Here is a 17,080-nt window from a genome sequence, read left to right as displayed (position 1 = left end):
TTACCTAAATGACTCGCCGCGCCTTGTGGCTGAGCCGTCCCCTGATATGTAGCGCGCCAGCGCGACGGCGGCATTGTGAGCCGGGCGATGACGGCGAAAGGATGACCGGACATGAAGCTGCTTTCTGGCAACTCCAACCGGACGCTGTCCCAGGCCATCGCGGATCACCTCGATATGCCCCTGACAAAGGCGCAGGTGAAGCGGTTCGCCGACAACGAGGTCTTCGCCGTGATCGAGGAGAACGTCCGCGGCGAGGACGTCTTCATCCTGCAGTCGACCAGCTACCCCGCCAACGACAATCTGATGGAACTGCTGATAATCACCGACGCCCTCGTGCGGGCCTCGGCCCGGCGGATCACGGCGGTGATGCCCTATTTCGGCTATGCCCGTCAGGACCGGAAGACCGGCGGACGGACACCCATCTCGGCCAAGCTGGTGGCCAATCTGATCACCCGGGCCGGCGCCGACCGGGTCCTGACCATGGATCTGCACGCCGGCCAGATCCAGGGCTTCTTCGACATCCCCACCGACAACCTGGTCGCCACTCCGGTGCTGGCCCAGGACATCCGGCAACACTATCCGCTCGGAGATGATCTGATGATCGTCTCCCCCGACGTCGGCGGCGTGGTCCGGGCGCGATCCCTCGCCAGCCGCCTCGACGCCGATCTCGCCATCGTCGACAAACGCCGCGCCAAGGCGGGCGAGAGCGAGGTCATGAACATCATCGGCGATGTCGAAGGCCGGCGCTGTATCCTGTTCGACGACATCGTCGATTCCGGCGGCACCCTCGTGAACGCGGCCAAGGCATTGATCGACAAGGGCGCGACCGAGGTCTCGGCCTACATCAGCCACGGTGTCCTCTCTGGCCCGGCCGTCCAGCGCGTCGCCGACGGGCCGTTGAAGGAGCTGGTCATCACCGACTCGATCGAACAGCCTCACGAAGTCCTGACCTGCAGCAAAATCCGCCGCGTGGCCGTCGCTCCGCTCATTGGCGAGGCTATCCGCAGGATCGCGAACGAGGAATCCGTCTCGAAACTGTTCGACTAAGTCCGGAACCCGATCTCCGCCGCCCCATTTGCGTCCTCAGAACAGGCGTTCATGGCCGCTGGTTATCCAAGGAGTTCCGATGCGCCAGGCTTTTCCTCGTGGCCGTTTTTCCGCAGCCGCGCTCGCGGTCGCCTTTCTCGCCAGTTGCGCAACCGGCCCGACCGAAGCGGAGAAAGAGGCCGCGCGTGTGGCCTATGAGGCCGCGGTCATCGCCGCGGCGGCCCCGCCGCCGATCAGCCTGAACCAGAGCGTTGTGGAGGCCGCGGCCGTCTATATGGCGTTCAGTCGGGACATGGCCGCCATCCAGGGCGGCTTCACCAGCCCGGAGCAGATCCAGGCCGCTCTTCACCAAGGCGCGTCCTATGATCCTGACCAGATCTCCCGGGGCCTTGTGGCCTACGCCTCCATCCTCGCCCTGCAGTCGCCTGAGTTTGTCGCCGGTGTCCGCTCGTTGGGCGGCGGCCGGGCCGCGCGCGAGCAGCTGGTCGCGGACATCGTCGCCGACCCCGCTCGCGCTACACGCCTCCCCGGAGCAGCAGCGGCGGCCGGACTGGTCATGGCGACGCTTGGAGCGGACATCGGCGCGCTCAGCCGGGCGGCGGACTCGATCGAAAACGACGCCTACGCCATCCAGGCCCGCTACGACCCACGTCGCTCCTGGGGCGTGGCCGATGTCAGCGACCGTGCCGGCCGGCTCGAGGCCGCGAAGTCGCGCTCGACCGCCGTGCGGCCGTCGACCGGGGAAACCTCCCGCCTGTTTGCGGCCGCCCACAGCGGCGGCGGCGGCCTGCCGGTCAGCGGCGAACCGCGACAGCCGCCCTATCCAGCGGCGGTGGTCAACGCCCTGGCGCTCGCCGCCCTCGCCTCGCTTGGCTATGCGGGTGAGAACGCCCGCGCCAACACCGACGCCCTGCAGTTCGACCAGGTCAGCCAGGGCTGCCTGACCATGTCCAAACTGAATCTGTTCCAGTGCCTGGCGGCCTCCCGTCCCAACTACGAGGACATGTTCTGCCTTGGTCGCCATATCGTCCGGGATCTGGCCACTTGTTCGCGGGGCGCAGCCATGCCGGCGGCCGTCGTGACGGTTTCGGACGTCACTGCGGAACCCGCCCCTGAAACGGCCGCACTGATCGTGATCACTCCGCCGCTCACCCGTCCGGCGCTGATCACGATTCCGCCAGCTACACCTCCGGCCGCGCCAACCGCGCGGGAGCCGTCCCTGACGGAGAGGCTGAACTCGCGCCCCGCACAGGCATCCGGCGACTAGCCGCCGGCCTTGCGCGGTCGTTGCAGTCAAGCTGGGATTAACGCTCGGAGAACCGATTCGACCGCGTTATAAGGGCCGCCAAGGCTCCGGCGTCTGACGGAACGCCGCGTCGAATTGGGGAATAGTCCTATGCTTGAGGCTCGTTTTCGCCGGGGGCTGTCGTTGGCCGCCGTCCTCGCTGTGTCCGTGCTCGCCGCCTGCGCGACACCCGAGCCCGAACCGGAGCCGGCGCCGCCTCCGCCGCCCCCACCCGCCTTGACGCTCAACCAAGGCGTGGCCGAGGCGGCCTCCATCTATGTCGCCTTCATGCGCGAGGCCGCCACCATCGAGGCCGGCTTCTCCAGCGCCGATGCTATCCAGGCGGCGATCCGCAAGGGAGCCTCCTACGAGCCGGCCCAGCTGTCGCGCGGAATGATCGCCTATGGGTCGATCCTCGCCCTGCAGTCGCCCGAGTTCGTCGAGGGTGTCCGGACCTTCGCCGTCGATCCGACGATCCGTCAGGAGATGGTGGCCCGTATCACCGCCGACCCGGCTTATGCCGCCACGCTTCCGGGCGCCGACGCGGCGGCGGGCCTGATCGTCGACGCCATCGGCCGTGACGCGGCGACCATGCTGTCGATCGCCGACGCCGTTGAGGAGGACGCCTACACCATCCAGGGCCGGTCCGACCCCCGCCGTCGCTGGGCCACCGCGCCTGTGGCGGACCGCGCCGTGCGCCTCCAGGGCGCCAAGGAATTGTCCGCCGTCCAGATGCTGCCGTCGGCCGAGGAATCGGCGCGACTGTTCGCCGCCGCCCACGCCGGATCCGGACTAACCGTGACGCCGTCGCGTGAAGGGGCTCCGTACACCCCGGCCGTGGTTCGCTCGCTGGCGCTGGCCGCCCTCGCGGCGCTCGGAGCCGGCGGTGAGGACGCCCGCGCCAACACCGAGGCGCTGACGGTCGAGCAGAACAGCGAATTCTGTTTCAACATGTCCAAGCTGATGCTCTTCCAGTGCCTAGCGGCCTCACGTCCCAGTTACGAGGACATCTTCTGTGTCGGCCGGCACGTGGCCCGCGATCTCGCCGTTTGCACATCGCAGAACATCAAGACCTCGCCGGTGGCGGTGTCCCCGGCCGAGGTCGCGGGCTCCACGCCGGAGGCGGTCCAGACTCCAGTGGCGGCCGACGCCGCAGCGGCTTCGACCTCGGCGACCGCGGCCCTGAACGGCGAAGGTTGATCCACTGGCGCGATGCGCGCCAGAACGGTTGCGTCGCCCGTCGTCTGCGTGTAATAGCCCGCGCTCTTGAATTCGAGGGTTTGAACCCCGCCGCGCGGGCGATTACGCAGCGCGGCGTTTCTGTTTGTTGAGGCGAGCCAGATGGCCGAGATCATTCTGAACGTTGATGTCCGTGACGGCGTCGGCACTGGCGGCGCCCGCGCCGCGCGTCGCGCGGGCATGGTCCCCGGCGTGCTGTACGGCGGCGACAAGGCTCCCGTGGCCATCTCGGTGAACGAGCGCGACTTCCGCAAGTCGCTCTACACCGGCAAGCTGCTGGGCCACCTGGTGACCCTGAAGTACGGCGACGAGACCCAGCCGGTCATCGCCCGCGACGTCCAGTTCGACCCGGTGTCGGACCGTCCGCTGCATTTCGACCTGATGCGCGTCAGCGAAAAGCAGACGATCAAGATCGAAATCCCGGTTCACTTCATCAACCAGGACCAGTGCGAGGCCTTCCGTCAGGGCGGCTCGCTGGAAGTCGTCCGTCACTCGGTCGAGGTCAAGGTCCGCGCCGACCACATCCCGGAAGACCTGATCGTCGATCTGGCCGGCCACAAGCTGGGCGACACCATCCGCTGGACCGACCTCAAGGGCACCAAGGACGTCGAGCCGACCATCACCGACCGTGACTTCGTGATCGCCTCGATCAAGACCTCTTCGGCCGCCATCTCGGCCGCCGCCGATGAAGCGCATGACGCCGAAGTGGCCGCCGAGGTCGAAGCAACGGAACAGGCCGCCGCCGGCGAGTCCGAAACGACGGAAGACACCGCCGAGGGCTGATCCCCTCGCGACAAGCTGCTACTGGAACGGCCCCATCCGGCGACGGACGGGGCCGTTTCCTTTTCCGGAACCCGCCATGATTATCATCGCCGGCCTCGGCAATCCGGGGCCGAAATACCAGGGCAACCGCCACAACATCGGCTTCATGGCCGTGGACGAAATCGCACGGCGCTGGTCGTTCGGACCCGAGCGCGCGAAATTCCAGTCGGTCATTCGCGAGGGGGAGGTCGAGACCGCCTCCGGGCGCGAGCGCATCCTGTTGATGAAGCCGCAAACCTATATGAACGAGAGCGGGCGGGCGGTGGCCGAGGCGGCGCGCTTCTACAAGGTGCAGCCCCCACAGGTCGTTGTCTTTCACGACGAGATCGACCTTGCCCCCGGCCGGTTCCGGATGAAGAGCGGCGGAGGCGCGGCCGGCCAGAACGGCGTCCGGTCCCTGATCAGCCAGCTCGGGCCCGACTTCCGCCGCGGCCGGATGGGAATCGGCCATCCAGGCGAGCCCCAGCTGGTCCATGGCTATGTCCTCAGCGACTTTCACAAGGCCGACCAGGCCTGGCTGGCGCCGATGCTGACCGCCTTGGCCGACGCCCTGCCCTTCGCCATGGCCGGGGACGACGACCGCTACCAGGCCGAGGTCATGAGACTGGCGCCCGCACCCAAATTCAGTCCCAGGCAGGCGGCCCGCGGCGAAGGCTGACCGCGCGACAGGCCGCCGCCTTGCGGACGCCTGATCCGGACGATAGACCGCCGCGTCCTCCTGAAAGGCTACCGATGGCCCGCGCCCCGTTATCTATCGCCCTGCTCGCCATCGCCGGCCTCGCGGCCTGCACCTCCGGGGAAAAGGCCGCTTCCAGCGCGGCGGGGGCCGTTCAGGTCTCGGAGGCGCTGTGCCGCCCTACGCCGGTCGGACGGCAGACCACCGGCTGTTATCTGACCCTCACCGCGAGCGCCGACGATCGGCTCGTCAGCGCCGCCACGCCGGCCGCGGGCCGGACCCAGATCCACGAGAGCCGGATCGAGAGCAATATGATGATGATGCGGGAGCTCAAGGACGGTCTGGCCCTTCCGGCAGGTCAGGCGGTCGAACTGAAGCCCGGCGGCAATCACATTATGCTGCTCGGCGTCGCCGAGCCCCTGAGAGCCGGGGACACCGTCCCCCTGACCCTGACCTTCGCTGCGGCGCCCCCGGTCGAGGTCATCGCCAGGGTCGGCCAGCCGGCGCTCGCTCACGACGGCCCGCCCAAGCCCTGACAGCGTTGATCACCCGAGCCTGACAAATCGGTCGCGACCCGCTAAAGGCTCGCGCTCACCTAGGAAAATCCCGCCCCCATGGCCCTGAAAGTCGCGATCGTCGGCCTGCCCAACGTCGGCAAGTCCACCCTGTTCAACGCCCTCACCAAGACGGCGGCGGCCCAGGCGGCCAACTATCCTTTCTGCACCATTGAGCCGAACACCGGCGACGTGGCGGTGCCGGAACCGCGCCTTGACGTGCTGGCCGAGATCGCCGGCTCGAAAGAGATCATCCCGTCGCGGATCACCTTCGTCGACATCGCCGGCCTGGTGCGCGGCGCATCCAAGGGCGAGGGTCTGGGCAATCAGTTCCTGGCCAATATTCGCGACTGCGACGCCGTGGCCTTCGTCGCCCGCTGCTTCGTCGATGACGACATCACCCACGTCGAGAACCGCATCGACCCGATTTCGGATCTCGAGATTATCGAGACCGAACTGATGCTCGCCGACCTTGAGAGCCTCGAGAAGCGCGTGGTCAACGTCGAGAAGAAGGCCAAGGGCGGCGACAAGGAGGCCCAGACGACTCTGCGGCTGATCAACATGGCCCTGACGCCGCTGCGCGCCGGCAAGCCCGCTCGCGTCGTCAAGGTCGACAAGGAGGACGAGAAGGCGTGGCACATGCTGCAGCTGCTGACCTCCCTGCCCGCCCTCTATGTCGCCAACGTCGATGAGGGCTCCGCCGACAAGGGCAACGAGCTGTCGGATCTGGTGGCCAAACGCGCCGCCGCCGACAACGCCAAGGCCGTGGTGATCTCGGCCAAGATCGACTCCGAACTGGCCGTGCTCGACGCCGCAGAGCAGGCCGAATTCCTCGAGAGCATGGGTCTGGAGGAGCCGGGCCTGAACCGGCTCATTCGCGAGGCCTACGCCCTGCTGGGCCTGCAGACCTATTTCACTGTCGGCCCCAAGGAGGCGCGGGCTTGGACCATCCCGATCGGAGCGACCGGGCCGCAGGCGGCGGGGGTGATCCACACGGACTTTGAGAAGGGCTTCATCCGCGCCGAGACCATCGCCTACACCGACTTCGTGGCCCTCAAGGGCGAACAGGGGGCGAAGGAGGCCGGGAAGATGCGGGCCGAGGGCAAGAGCTATGTCGTCAAGGACGGCGACGTCATGCATTTCCTGTTCAGCAGCTAGGGGCCCGGCGCGGGGGTATCTTCAAGCGTCGTGCATTTGGTCAGAGTAACGAGCGCATTGTCGCGGTTCAGCCAGGTCAGGCGCAGGGTCTGGCCGGTCACCGAGAGGCGGACGCGCTCTCTGGAGACAACGCCTTCCGCGGTGCAGGTCAGGCCCGCTTCGTAGCCGTCTGCGATCTGGTCGACCGAGCCAATGGCGCAGCTGTTTTCATAGCCTTCGAAGCGGGTGGTGGTGATCTCGATCGGGCGTTCCGGCCCGGTGGTGTTCGAACACCATGAGACGTCGGCGGTCCAGCGACCGACGAAGCTGCGCGGGCCGCTGCCCGGCATGACGGACCCCACGCCCGGGGATGCGGCCGGCGGGGGGGCGGCGGCCTCCGGCGTGTCGATGGGGGAGGCCGGTTGGGTCGGCGGATTGGCCTCGCCGTCACCGCAGGCGGCGACAGCGACGACGGCGAGCAGGCAGAAACGGGTCCCGATCATGCAGCAGTAACGCTGCCGGAGCCGAACGGCTCCCGGCCGTTCGCCTCGATCACGAATTTGCGGTCACGCTTGCATCCCCTGCCCGTATTTGCGACCGGTTCTTCTGTGTCGAGAACAAGGGGGCGTCCCGAATGACTCAGAACACCAATCCATGGGCTGCGCAGATCGATCCGTTGGCCCAGGACATCGCCGCGGTGCTGAAACGCATGGGCGGATCGGCGCATCAGAAGGACGTGGTCCAGTGCGTCGCCGCGATGAAGCGCCAGCGCGGCGAGACTGTCGCCCAGGATCTGGCCAACCGGATTGTCGAGGTGTTCGAGCGCTACCGCGACCTGTTCTTCAAACCGTTCGGCGAAGGTTCGATGCGGTGGGCGCTGCAGCCCGGCGTCGCCTGAAGCCACGCCATCGACGGGAAGGGCCCGCGGCGATCGCCGCGGGCCTTCGTCGTTTCGGGTATTAGAAGCGGCGAACGAAGCTGAGACCATAGGTGTCGATCTCACCACCGGCGTCGTCCTGGAAGTCCCGGCGGGTCCAGTCGGCGCGGACGCCGTTCTGGCCGTCGAAGAAGTAGTTGGCGCCGGCGCCGTAGTTGACGCTTTCGCCGTCTTCTTCAGCGGTGAAGCCGGCGACGTCGGCCTTGATCGAGGTCGTGCCGTAGCCGACGCGGCCGAACAGTTCGAGGTTCGGACTGACCGGGACCGAGGCGACCGCATAGACGGCGGCGTCGTAGTCGTGCTCGACCGTGCCGTCGACGCCGGCGACGGTGATGTCCTCGTCCTTGACGCCGAACGAGGCTTCAGCCTCGACGCCGATGTATTGCGAGACCTTGGCGCCGACGCGGCCGGTGACGGCGCCGAGGCTTTCGTCGCCGCTGTCGAGGTGGGTGTAGCCGACCGAGCCGGTCCACTGCGGGTCGTTGAAGCTCTGGGCCATCGCCGGTCCGGCGATCAGAGTAAGAGCGGCAGTCGCGAGAAGAACGTTACGCATTGTTTCTGTATCCTCTAGATGTGGTCACTACCGTTGTGACCGGCCCCATCCAGCGGGAAACAAATGGGATGAACGTTGGGGCGTTCCAGAGGCGGAAAACAACTTGCGATCCCCTGTGCGTTACAAGGCACAGACGCCGGTACGCCAATCATGACATTCCTGTGACCTTGTAACGGCGTTCGCCTGCTAGCGGTCCTTCTCCTGTTCCGTTCCGGCCCGGTGGTTCAGCGCGGCCTGGGCGGCGGCGAGGCGGGCGATGGGCACGCGGTAGGGCGAGCAGCTGACGTAGGCCAGACCGACCTCCTCGCAGAAGGCGATCGAGGACGGGTCGCCGCCATGTTCGCCGCAGATGCCCATCTTGATGTCCGGACGGGCCGCCCCGCCGCGCTCGGCGGCGATGCGGATCAGGTCGCCGACGCCGTCGCGGTCGAGCCGGACGAACGGGTCGGTCTCGAAGATGCCCTTGTCGAGATAGGCCTGCAGGAAGCGGCCGGAGTCGTCGCGGCTGATCCCGAAGGTGGTCTGGGTCAGGTCGTTGGTGCCGAAGGAGAAGAACTCGGCGTGCTCGGCCAGGTCCCCCGCGCGCAGGGCCGCGCGCGGCAGTTCGATCATGGTGCCGACCAGATAGGCGATCGACTGGCCGGTTTCGGCGAAGACCTCGCGGGCGACCCGGTCGGTCAGCTCGCGCAGGTATTTCATCTCCAGACCGAGGGCGACCAGCGGGTGCATGATCTCGGGCAGCGGAGCCTGGCCCGACGTCGCCTGCACCTCCAGCGCCGCCTCGAGGATGGCGCGGACCTGCATCTCATAGATCTCGGGATAAGCCACGCCGAGGCGGCAGCCGCGGTGACCGAGCATGGGGTTGGTCTCGTGCAGCTCCTTTGCCCGGCGCTTCAGCTTGGCGGCGTCGAGACCCTGCGTCTCGGCCAGGGCGTCGATCTCGGCGTCGGTGTGAGGGATGAATTCGTGCAGGGGCGGGTCGAGCAGCCGCACCGTGACAGGCAGGCCGGCCATGATCTGGAACAGCTCGACGAAGTCCGACTTCTGGAACGGCGCGATCTTCGCCAGGGCGGCGCGACGCCCGGCCTCGTCATCGGCGAGGATCATCTCGCGCACGGCGGCGATGCGGGCGTCGTCGAAGAACATATGCTCGGTGCGGCACAGGCCGATGCCCTCGGCGCCGAAGCCGCGGGCGGTCCGGGCGTCCAGCGGCGTCTCGGCGTTGGCGCGGACGCGCAGGCGTCGGACCTTGTCGGCCCAGGCCATCAGGGTCTGGAAGTCGCCGGTCAGCTCGGGCTCGATCATGGCCACGGCGCCGTCCAGCACCTCGCCCTTGGAGCCGTCGATGGTGATGATCTCGCCGGCCTTGAAGACGCGGCCGCGGGCGGTGAAGGTCCCGGCCTTTTCGTCGATGTGGATCTCGCCGGCGCCGGAGACGCAGGGACGGCCCATGCCGCGGGCGACCACCGCCGCGTGGCTGGTCATGCCGCCGCGGGCGGTGACGATGCCGCGCGCCGCGTGCATGCCATGGATATCCTCAGGGCTGGTCTCCTCGCGCACGAGGATGACGGCGTCGCCGAGCTGGGCCAGCCGCTCGGCCTCGTCGGCGTCGAAACAGATCTTGCCGGTCGCGGCGCCTGGCGAGGCCGGAAGACCGGCGGCGACGACCTTGCGCTCGGCCTGCGGATCGAGCGTCGGGTGCAGCAGCTGGTCGAGGGCCGAGGGCTCTACGCGGCCGATGGCCTCCTCCTGCGAGATCACCCCTTCAGCCGCCAGATCGACCGCCACCTTGAGCGCCGCCTTGGCGGTGCGCTTGCCGTTGCGGGTCTGCAGCATCCACAGTCGGCCCTGTTCGACCGTGAACTCGATGTCCTGCATGTCGCGATAGTGGGTTTCGAGCTTGCCGACGACATCGACGAACTCGGCGAAGACCACCGGCATGGCCTCTTCCATCGAGGGGGCGGTCTCGCCCATTTCCTCACGACCGGCCCGGGTCAGCGACTGCGGCGTGCGGATGCCGGCGACGACGTCCTCGCCCTGGGCGTTGATCAGGAATTCGCCGTACAGCTTCGCCTCGCCGGTGGACGGGTTGCGGGTGAAGGCCACGCCGGTGGCCGAGGTGTCGCCCATGTTGCCGAAGACCATGGACTGCACATTGACGGCCGTGCCCCAGCTCTCGGGGATGTCGTGCATGCGGCGGTAGAATTTGGCCCGGTCGTTCATCCAGCTGGCGAAGACGGCCGAAACCGCGCCCCACAGCTGGTCGTTGGGATCCTGCGGGAAGGGCCGACCCAGACGGTCCTCGACCACCTGTTTGTATTCGGCGACTACCTTCTCCCAGTCGGCGGCCGACAGGTCGGTGTCGATGGTGACGCCGAGCCGGTCCTTGTGATCGTCCAGAACCTCTTCGAAGTCGTCGTGCGACAGGCCCAGCACGACGTTCGAATACATGGTGATGAAGCGACGGTAGCTGTCGAAGGCGAAGCGTCGGTCGCCGCTGAGCGCCGCCAGGCCCTCGACCGTCTCGTCGTTGAGGCCGAGGTTGAGGACCGTGTCCATCATGCCCGGCATGGACGCCCGGGCGCCCGAGCGGACCGAGACCAGCAGGGGGTTCTTCGCATCGCCGAAGGTCTTGCCGACGACGGCCTCGACGGTCTTCAGACCGGCGACGACCTGTTCGGCGAGGTCCGCCGGATAGCTCTGGCCATTGGTGAAATAGTGGACGCAGGCCTCGGTCGTGATGGTGAAGCCCGGCGGCACCGGCAGGCCCAGCGACGACATCTCGGCGAGGTTCGCGCCCTTGCCGCCGAGAAGATTCTTCATCGACGCGTCGCCATCGGCGGACCCGCCGCCGAAGCCGTACACCCACTGAGTCATTTACCAGCCCCTGAGCCGTGATCGATCGCGGCGGACTCGCTCCGCACGCGGTGCATGGCCCCGCTTAGCGCGCGAGGCGCGGCAAGGCGAGGCTGAGCGTAACAAAACGTGAGCGGCCGTGACGGTTCCGGTGTCGCGCCGGACCCTGTCACCCAAAAATCTCGAAACCCTGCCATCCCGACACTTTCGTTCCCTGCTCCCACGCCCCTGTTGGGAAGTCATGACGCCGCACGGGAGGACTCGGGCCGCGCACGACGGCCTTCGCCTCCCATGCCGACATGGAAGCACGCGCCCGCGTCAGAATCGGACGCAATGACCCTTTTTGGGGCGTGCGCCCGGGGTTCGGCGTGCGCGGGATGGCAGGGCATGACCGGGTTTGGCCGGGATGACAGGGTACCGGTTGGCAGGGCGGCAGCGGCCGTCTCAGATGGGGCGCGGCGCGGTCATCCCGGGAACGGTCGGAGCATCCCTGTCGCCCGGTTCCTGGGCAGGCGCCGGTGGGGCCAGATCGGCGTCCGGCGACAGGAAGGAGCGACCCGAGGGCGCGGCGGCGCGGCTGGCCAGCAGATGGACGAAACCGGCGAAGTCCTCGATCTGCTCGTTGTAGAAGGCCGACTTCTCGACCGGACCCATGTGGCCGGCGTCCTCGACCCGGACCAGCCGGCCCTGCGGCAGGGCGGCGGCGATGGTCTCGCCGGCGTGGTCCTTGGTGATCAGGTCGCGCCCGCCGGCGAAGACCAGGGCCGGGACGTCGATCAGCGGCAGGTCGCCGGTGATCGACCAGTGGATCATGGCGAGGTTGCCACGCGCCTGGACCGCGGGCGAGCTCTTGGTGATCAGCAGGGCCGTGCGGTCCAACTGTTCGCGCGTCGGCCGGGCGCCGAAGCCGGCGATGCGGGTGGCCAGATGGGTCGCGCCGCTGAGCCAGGACTGCCAGTTCACCAGCCAGATCACCGGCGACACGACCGTCGAGACCTTCGACATCACCTCGATGACCGGCTGCATCGGCTTGAGCACCCGCGAGAACAGCATCGTCTCCAGCGGATTGGTGTGGGTGGTGTTCTCCAGCACGATGGCGGCCACCCGATTGTTCAGCAGTTCGGGATGGCGGGCGCAGAAGGTCTGCACTGTCATGCCGCCGATGCTGTGGCCGACGAGGATGAGCGGGCGGTCCGCTGGCAGGCTGTCGATGACGGCGTGCAGATCCTCGGCGAAGCCCTCGATCGAATAGCCCGCGGGCGGGCGGCCCGAGCGGCCCAGCCCGGGCAGGTCCCAGAAGGCGAGGCCGAAGCGTCCACCCAATTCGGCCCGCGCCTCGGCCCAGATGCGCGCCGAAAGGGCCCAGCCATGGGTGAAGAGCAGGATCGGCCCGTCGGCGGTGCCTTCCAGCTCGACGTTCAGCACGGCGCCGTCGGCGCCTACGACCTCGCGGCCCCCGGCGCGGCGCGGCGGCGACGTCGCCCCGCCCCGCCCCAGCAACATCAGCACCGGGAAACGACCCAGCAGGCTGAAGGCCAGCAGGCCCGCGCCCCACCACAAGGGGGCGCGCGAAGGTTCTTCAAGACCGAGGGTTTCCGCCACGTGCCAGGCGTCATACCACCGCCACAGCAGCCAGCCGGCCAGGCCGAGAATGGCCAGCGAGACAAAGGAGAAGAGGCGCTGGAGGAAGACGAGCAGGAGCATCGGGCTACTTTCGGGGAGGAGCCTGCCCAACACAGGTCGACCCTTGTTCGTTCCGAAAGGGCCTCAAGCTAACCCGCCCTTAACCGCGATGATTCACCACTCGCTGTTCAAGCTGTACGGGGCCGAGTGGATATGTCCGGGTTAAAGACCGACGTCGTTCTGAGGGGCGACTGCATCGAGGTGCTGAAGGGCCTGCCCGACGCCTCCGTCGACATGGTCTTCGCCGACCCGCCCTATAATCTGCAACTGGGCGGCGATCTTTTGCGGCCGGACAACAGCCTGGTCGACGCGGTTGATGACGACTGGGACAAGTTCGACAGCTTCGCGACCTATGACGCCTTCACCCGGGCCTGGCTGACCGAATGCCGCCGGGTGCTGAAGCCGGAGGGCTCGATCTGGGTGATCGGCAGCTATCACAATGTCTTCCGCCTCGGCTCGGCGATCCAGGACCTCGGCTTCTGGGTGCTGAACGACATCATCTGGCGCAAGTCGAACCCGATGCCGAACTTCAAGGGCACGCGCTTCACTAACGCCCACGAGACCCTGATCTGGGCCGCGCGCAGCCGCGAGCAGAAGCGGTACACCTTCAACTACGACGCGCTGAAGGCCTTCAACGAAGACACCCAGATGCGCTCGGACTGGACCTTCGCCCTGTGCACCGGCGAGGAGCGGATCAAGGACGCCGACGGCAAGAAGGCGCATCCGACGCAGAAGCCCGAGGCCCTGCTGCACCGGGTGCTGCTGGCCGCGACACGGCCCGGCGACATCGTGCTGGACCCGTTCTTCGGCACCGGCACGACCGGCGCGGCGGCGAAGCGGCTGGGTCGGCATTTCATCGGCATCGAGCGCGACGAGGGTTACGCCAAGGTCGCTGAAAAGCGGATCAAGGCGGTGATCCCGGCGGCGCCGGAGGACCTGGCCGTGATGGGCTCCAAGCGGGCCGAGCCCAAGGTGCCGTTCGGGGCGCTGGTCGAGGCCGGCCTGCTGCGGCCGGGCGACCGGCTGTACTGCCCCAAGGGGGAGCGCGAGGCCCGGGTCCGGGCCGATGGTTCGCTGGTCTCGGGCACGCTGAGCGGTTCGATCCACAAGATGGGCGCCCTGTTTGAGAACGCCCCGGCCTGCAACGGCTGGACCTATTGGCGCTTCAAATCCGATCAGGGCCTGCGGTCGATCGACACCCTGCGGGCCGAGGTCCGCGCGGGGATGCAGTAACGGTCAGTCGGACAGGCCGCGTTCCAGCGCCTTGCGGAAGACGGTGGGCAGCGAGGCCAGGGCCTCGTCCACCGGCGTCCAGACGAACGGGCCGACGCCCTCCCCCGCCCGCCCCTCGCCCGCCCGGACCTCAAGCGTCAGGGCGAAATGGGTGAAGACGTGCTCGACGGCGCCAGCCTCGCGCCACGTGGCGGAGGCGGGCGGGAGGGGCTCGACGGGATCGGCGGACCAGTCGGACGTCGGCAGGCCCAGCATACCGCCGAGCAGCCCCTTCTCCGGTCGCTGGACGAGGGCCACCCGGCCGGCCCCGTCGCGCAGCACCCAGGCCACCCCCCGGCGACGCGGGCGGTCGGCCTTCTTCGTCCTCAACGGATAGCGCCCCGGCGCGCCGGACTGGAAGGCGGCGCACCATGCGGTCAGCGGACAGCGCTCGCACTGCGGGCGGCCGGGCCGGCAGACGGTGGCGCCGAGGTCCATCAGAGCCTGGGCCCAGTCGCCGGGGCGGTCGTCCGCCACCAGCGTCGCCGCCAGCCGCCTGAGCTCCGGCTTGGCCGCCGGCAGCGGGGTTTCGACGGCGAACAGCCGGGCCATGACCCGCTCGACATTGCCGTCGACGGCATTGGCCGGGCGGTCGAAGGCGATGGCGGCGACCGCGGCGGCGGTATAGGCGCCCACCCCGGGCAGAGCGAGCAGGCCGGCCTCGCTGTCGGGGAAGACCCCGCCGTGCTGGTCGGCGACGGCGCGGGCGCAGGCCAGCAGGTTGCGGGCGCGGGCGTAGTAGCCGAGCCCGGCCCAGGCGGCCATGACCTCGGCGTCGGCGGCGGCGGCGAGGTCGGACACGGTCGGCCAGCGGGCGGTGAAGGCGAGGAAATAGGGTGCCGCATGCGGCGTGGTGGTCTGCTGCAGCATCACCTCCGACAGCCAGACGCGGTAGGGGTCGGGGCGGTCGCGGCCCGGCGCCGGGCGCCAGACGAGGACGCGGCGGTTGGCGTCGTACCAGTCCAGCAGGGCCGCCCGCACGGCGGCGGCGGGAGCGGCGGCAGGCGCGGGGACGTGAACCGGGACGGGGGGCATTCCCCGCGCTATAAACCGGAAATGGCCCGCATGCTGCCCACCGACGCCGAGGTCCGCGAAATCCTGTCTCGCAGGCGCACGCGTCCGGCCCCGCGGCCGGCGCCGAAGGCCGGACGGGCCTTGCAGGGGCTGATCAAGGAACTGGACGCCAAGTTCGGGCGCGGGGCCTCGGCGCTGGAGCCGCGCTGGACCGAGATCGTCGGCGAGCGGCTGGCCCGGGTGACGCGGCCGCAGAAACTGACCAAGGGGCGGGCCGGCGCCGGCGGGACGCTGGAGCTGCGCGTGGCCGGGCCGGCCGCCCTGCTGGTGCAGCACCAGTCGGAGGACATACTGCAGCGGGTGAATCTGTTCCTCGGCCCGGGCAGCGTCGAGAAGCTGAGGATTGCCCAGGGACCGGTCAAGCCACCCCTCGGCCTGGCCCCGCCGGTCCGGGCCCGCGCCACGCCGCGCCCGCTTCCGGCGCATCAGGAGGCCGAGCTCAAGGCGTCGGTGGCCGACGCGCCCGATCCGCTGAGAGGCCCGCTGGAGCGTCTGGGCCGCGCCGTGCTGGGCGATCCGGACAAGGGACGCCACCGTGCGGGCGATTGACAAAACTCCGCCGCTTCTGTTCTCGAAAACCCCTGTGCGCGCATTTCCGGGGGAATCGCGCGATGCTTTCATCCCCGAGCCAATGAGGACGACTCCATGAGCGCCACGACCCGATACGCCGCGATGAGCCGCCGCGCGGCGATGACCGCCGCGGCCCTGACCGCCATGGTCGCCCTGGCCGGCTGCAACAGCGGCGGAGCCGGCGGCGCGGCCGCGGGCGACATGGCCATCGGCGCGGCCGAGGGAGCCAAGGTCACGGTGGTCGAATACGCCTCGGTCACCTGCCACGTCTGCGCCGCCTGGCAGTCCGAGAACTGGGAAGGCTTCAAGACCCGCTACGTCGACACCAACAAGGTGCGCTACGTCTTCCGCGAGATCCCGACGCCGCCGGCCGAGGTCGCCATCGCCGGCTTCCTGATCGCCCGCTGCGCCGGCGAGGACAAATATTTCGACGTCGTCCATGAGCTGCTGGCCAGCCAGGCCGAGATGCAGGGCGACCCCCGCGCCACCCTGTTCCGCGTCGGCAACGGCGCCGGCCTGAGCAACGAACGCATCCAGGAATGCATCACCGACGAGGCCGCCATCGCCGCTGCCGACGAGCGCGCCAAGGCCGCCTTCGCCGCCGGCGTGGAGGGCACCCCGACCTTCTTCGTCAACGACGTCAAGGTGATCACCCCGGGCTCGCAGTCGGGCACCAGCCTGGCCGACCTGTCCAAGGCGATCGACGCCGAATTGGCCAAGGGCTGATCCGCCGATGACGCGGCTTTCGCGACTGCTGCTGACCCTGGTGGTCGCGATCGCCGCGCCGTCGATGGCGCTGGCCCAGACGGTGGAGCCGATCCGCGACGGCGACCGGACCATGGGGTCGGCGACGGCGCCGGTGACCCTGACGGTCTATCTTTCGACCACCTGCGATCACTGCGCCCACTGGCACACGCAGGACTTTCCGGCCTTCAAGGCGCGGTTCGTCGACACCGGACAGGTCCGGGTCGCGTTCCGCGACCTGCCGACCCGGCCGCAGCCGGTCGCCATCGCCGGGGCCGTGATGGCCCGCTGCGCCCCGGAAGAGCGCTACGACCAGGTGCTGGACGCCCTGTTCCGCGGGCAGGCGCTGCTGGCCGAACCGACCCAGGCGGCGGTGACCAGCTGGCTGGCCACGGCGGGTCAGGCCGGCGGCCTGACGTCCGGCCAGATGAACGCCTGTTTCTCGAACGAGGCGTCGTTCGCCGAGGTCGAGGCGCGCGCCGCACAGTCGTTCGCCGATGGCGTCAGCGGCACGCCGGCCTTCATGATCAACGGAGAGCTGGTGCCCCCGGGCAGCCTCGCCGCATGGGATGTCGCGGCGTTTGAACCCCTGATCCAGCCGCTGCTCGACGGCCGGTGATCCGCTAGCAGG

General features: G+C 68.7%; 17 protein-coding genes. 12 read left to right on the top strand and 5 right to left on the bottom strand.

Going from position 1 to position 17,080, the window contains the following annotated elements; translation table 11 throughout:
* Positions 1-111 precede the first annotated feature (111 nt).
* From ACK4JY_RS01125 to ychF, 7 genes are all read left to right on the top strand, one after another.
* Entirely contained in the window at positions 112-1,047 is a 936-nt protein-coding gene (locus ACK4JY_RS01125; RefSeq protein ID WP_409602329.1) for a ribose-phosphate pyrophosphokinase, read from the top strand.
* Positions 1,048-1,126: 79 nt separating this feature from the next.
* Positions 1,127-2,314: a hypothetical protein gene (locus tag ACK4JY_RS01120; protein ID WP_409602327.1), complete on the top strand. Its 1,188-nt coding sequence runs from the start codon at positions 1,127-1,129 to the stop codon at positions 2,312-2,314.
* 255 nt (positions 2,315-2,569) lie between these two features.
* On the top strand, positions 2,570-3,532 hold the full coding sequence (locus ACK4JY_RS01115) for a hypothetical protein (RefSeq protein ID WP_409602325.1): 963 nt from the start codon (positions 2,570-2,572) through the stop codon (positions 3,530-3,532).
* Positions 3,533-3,673: 141 nt separating this feature from the next.
* Positions 3,674-4,354, top strand: a complete 681-nt coding sequence (locus tag ACK4JY_RS01110; RefSeq protein WP_409602324.1) for a 50S ribosomal protein L25/general stress protein Ctc — start codon at positions 3,674-3,676, stop codon at positions 4,352-4,354.
* A gap of 76 nt (positions 4,355-4,430) precedes the next feature.
* Positions 4,431-5,051 (top strand): aminoacyl-tRNA hydrolase, encoded by a 621-nt coding sequence (gene pth / locus ACK4JY_RS01105; protein ID WP_409602322.1) that lies wholly within the window; start codon positions 4,431-4,433, stop codon positions 5,049-5,051.
* Positions 5,052-5,125: 74 nt separating this feature from the next.
* On the top strand, positions 5,126-5,605 hold the full coding sequence (locus ACK4JY_RS01100) for a copper chaperone PCu(A)C (RefSeq protein WP_409602320.1): 480 nt from the start codon (positions 5,126-5,128) through the stop codon (positions 5,603-5,605).
* A gap of 78 nt (positions 5,606-5,683) precedes the next feature.
* On the top strand, positions 5,684-6,781 hold the full coding sequence (gene ychF, locus ACK4JY_RS01095) for a redox-regulated ATPase YchF (RefSeq protein WP_409602318.1): 1,098 nt from the start codon (positions 5,684-5,686) through the stop codon (positions 6,779-6,781).
* On the opposite strand, the gene ACK4JY_RS01090 is transcribed toward ychF, so the two are convergent.
* Complete coding sequence (locus ACK4JY_RS01090; protein ID WP_409602316.1) at positions 6,778-7,263, bottom strand: hypothetical protein; 486 nt, start codon at positions 7,261-7,263, stop codon at positions 6,778-6,780. The two genes, ychF and ACK4JY_RS01090, sit on opposite strands and share 4 nt — an antisense overlap.
* A 131-nt stretch (positions 7,264-7,394) precedes the next feature.
* Between ACK4JY_RS01090 and ACK4JY_RS01085 the strand changes: the two genes are divergently transcribed.
* Entirely contained in the window at positions 7,395-7,658 is a 264-nt protein-coding gene (locus ACK4JY_RS01085; protein ID WP_332653310.1) for a hypothetical protein, read from the top strand.
* 61 nt (positions 7,659-7,719) lie between these two features.
* On the opposite strand, the gene ACK4JY_RS01080 is transcribed toward ACK4JY_RS01085, so the two are convergent.
* The 3 genes from ACK4JY_RS01080 to ACK4JY_RS01070 all read right to left on the bottom strand — a co-directional run bounded on the left by ACK4JY_RS01080 (position 7,720) and on the right by ACK4JY_RS01070 (position 12,810).
* Positions 7,720-8,250 carry a porin family protein gene (locus tag ACK4JY_RS01080; RefSeq protein WP_409602314.1) on the bottom strand — a complete coding sequence of 177 codons (531 nt, stop codon included), beginning with the start codon at positions 8,248-8,250 and terminating at the stop codon, positions 7,720-7,722.
* 186 nt (positions 8,251-8,436) lie between these two features.
* Complete coding sequence (gene ppdK / locus ACK4JY_RS01075; protein WP_409602312.1) at positions 8,437-11,127, bottom strand: pyruvate, phosphate dikinase; 2,691 nt, start codon at positions 11,125-11,127, stop codon at positions 8,437-8,439.
* Between the two features lie 423 nt (positions 11,128-11,550).
* The gene (locus ACK4JY_RS01070) at positions 11,551-12,810 is read right to left on the bottom strand and encodes an alpha/beta fold hydrolase (RefSeq protein WP_409602310.1); all 1,260 of its coding nucleotides are present in this window, start codon (positions 12,808-12,810) and stop codon (positions 11,551-11,553) included.
* Positions 12,811-12,942: 132 nt separating this feature from the next.
* On the opposite strand from ACK4JY_RS01070, the gene ACK4JY_RS01065 reads away from it, so the two are divergent.
* A complete protein-coding gene (locus ACK4JY_RS01065; RefSeq protein WP_409602308.1) occupies positions 12,943-14,022 on the top strand; it encodes a site-specific DNA-methyltransferase in 1,080 nt (359 codons plus the stop codon).
* A gap of 3 nt (positions 14,023-14,025) precedes the next feature.
* On the opposite strand, the gene mutY is transcribed toward ACK4JY_RS01065, so the two are convergent.
* On the bottom strand, positions 14,026-15,096 hold the full coding sequence (gene mutY / locus ACK4JY_RS01060; RefSeq protein ID WP_409602306.1) for an A/G-specific adenine glycosylase: 1,071 nt from the start codon (positions 15,094-15,096) through the stop codon (positions 14,026-14,028).
* A gap of 21 nt (positions 15,097-15,117) precedes the next feature.
* On the opposite strand from mutY, the gene ACK4JY_RS01055 reads away from it, so the two are divergent.
* The 3 genes from ACK4JY_RS01055 to ACK4JY_RS01045 all read left to right on the top strand — a co-directional run bounded on the left by ACK4JY_RS01055 (position 15,118) and on the right by ACK4JY_RS01045 (position 17,068).
* Positions 15,118-15,684, top strand: coding sequence for a DUF721 domain-containing protein (locus ACK4JY_RS01055; protein ID WP_409602304.1), 567 nt, complete (start codon positions 15,118-15,120; stop codon positions 15,682-15,684).
* A 96-nt stretch (positions 15,685-15,780) separates the two neighbouring features.
* Positions 15,781-16,431 carry a thioredoxin domain-containing protein gene (locus ACK4JY_RS01050; RefSeq protein ID WP_409602302.1) on the top strand — a complete coding sequence of 217 codons (651 nt, stop codon included), beginning with the start codon at positions 15,781-15,783 and terminating at the stop codon, positions 16,429-16,431.
* A 7-nt stretch (positions 16,432-16,438) separates the two neighbouring features.
* On the top strand, positions 16,439-17,068 hold the full coding sequence (locus ACK4JY_RS01045; protein ID WP_409602300.1) for a DsbA family protein: 630 nt from the start codon (positions 16,439-16,441) through the stop codon (positions 17,066-17,068).
* The last annotated feature ends 12 nt before the right edge of the window (positions 17,069-17,080 follow it).

Origin of the sequence: Brevundimonas sp. (genome assembly GCF_046295595.1) — a bacterium.
Classification (GTDB): domain Bacteria; phylum Pseudomonadota; class Alphaproteobacteria; order Caulobacterales; family Caulobacteraceae; genus Brevundimonas.
The sequence above is the reverse complement of the archived record's forward strand: the minus strand, read 5'-3'. Positions and strand labels throughout refer to the sequence as shown.

Coding starts and splice junctions, on each gene's coding strand:
- mutY (WP_409602306.1), bottom strand. CDS start 15,096: ATGCCCCCCGTCCCGGTTCACGTCCCCGCGCCTGCCGCCGCTCCCGCC.
- ACK4JY_RS01110 (WP_409602324.1), top strand. CDS start 3,674: ATGGCCGAGATCATTCTGAACGTTGATGTCCGTGACGGCGTCGGCACT.
- ACK4JY_RS01120 (WP_409602327.1), top strand. CDS start 1,127: ATGCGCCAGGCTTTTCCTCGTGGCCGTTTTTCCGCAGCCGCGCTCGCG.
- ACK4JY_RS01090 (WP_409602316.1), bottom strand. CDS start 7,263: ATGATCGGGACCCGTTTCTGCCTGCTCGCCGTCGTCGCTGTCGCCGCC.
- ACK4JY_RS01065 (WP_409602308.1), top strand. CDS start 12,943: ATGTCCGGGTTAAAGACCGACGTCGTTCTGAGGGGCGACTGCATCGAG.
- ACK4JY_RS01045 (WP_409602300.1), top strand. CDS start 16,439: ATGACGCGGCTTTCGCGACTGCTGCTGACCCTGGTGGTCGCGATCGCC.
- ACK4JY_RS01100 (WP_409602320.1), top strand. CDS start 5,126: ATGGCCCGCGCCCCGTTATCTATCGCCCTGCTCGCCATCGCCGGCCTC.
- ACK4JY_RS01050 (WP_409602302.1), top strand. CDS start 15,781: ATGAGCGCCACGACCCGATACGCCGCGATGAGCCGCCGCGCGGCGATG.
- ACK4JY_RS01125 (WP_409602329.1), top strand. CDS start 112: ATGAAGCTGCTTTCTGGCAACTCCAACCGGACGCTGTCCCAGGCCATC.
- ppdK (WP_409602312.1), bottom strand. CDS start 11,127: ATGACTCAGTGGGTGTACGGCTTCGGCGGCGGGTCCGCCGATGGCGAC.
- pth (WP_409602322.1), top strand. CDS start 4,431: ATGATTATCATCGCCGGCCTCGGCAATCCGGGGCCGAAATACCAGGGC.
- ACK4JY_RS01055 (WP_409602304.1), top strand. CDS start 15,118: ATGGCCCGCATGCTGCCCACCGACGCCGAGGTCCGCGAAATCCTGTCT.
- ychF (WP_409602318.1), top strand. CDS start 5,684: ATGGCCCTGAAAGTCGCGATCGTCGGCCTGCCCAACGTCGGCAAGTCC.
- ACK4JY_RS01070 (WP_409602310.1), bottom strand. CDS start 12,810: ATGCTCCTGCTCGTCTTCCTCCAGCGCCTCTTCTCCTTTGTCTCGCTG.
- ACK4JY_RS01085 (WP_332653310.1), top strand. CDS start 7,395: ATGACTCAGAACACCAATCCATGGGCTGCGCAGATCGATCCGTTGGCC.
- ACK4JY_RS01080 (WP_409602314.1), bottom strand. CDS start 8,250: ATGCGTAACGTTCTTCTCGCGACTGCCGCTCTTACTCTGATCGCCGGA.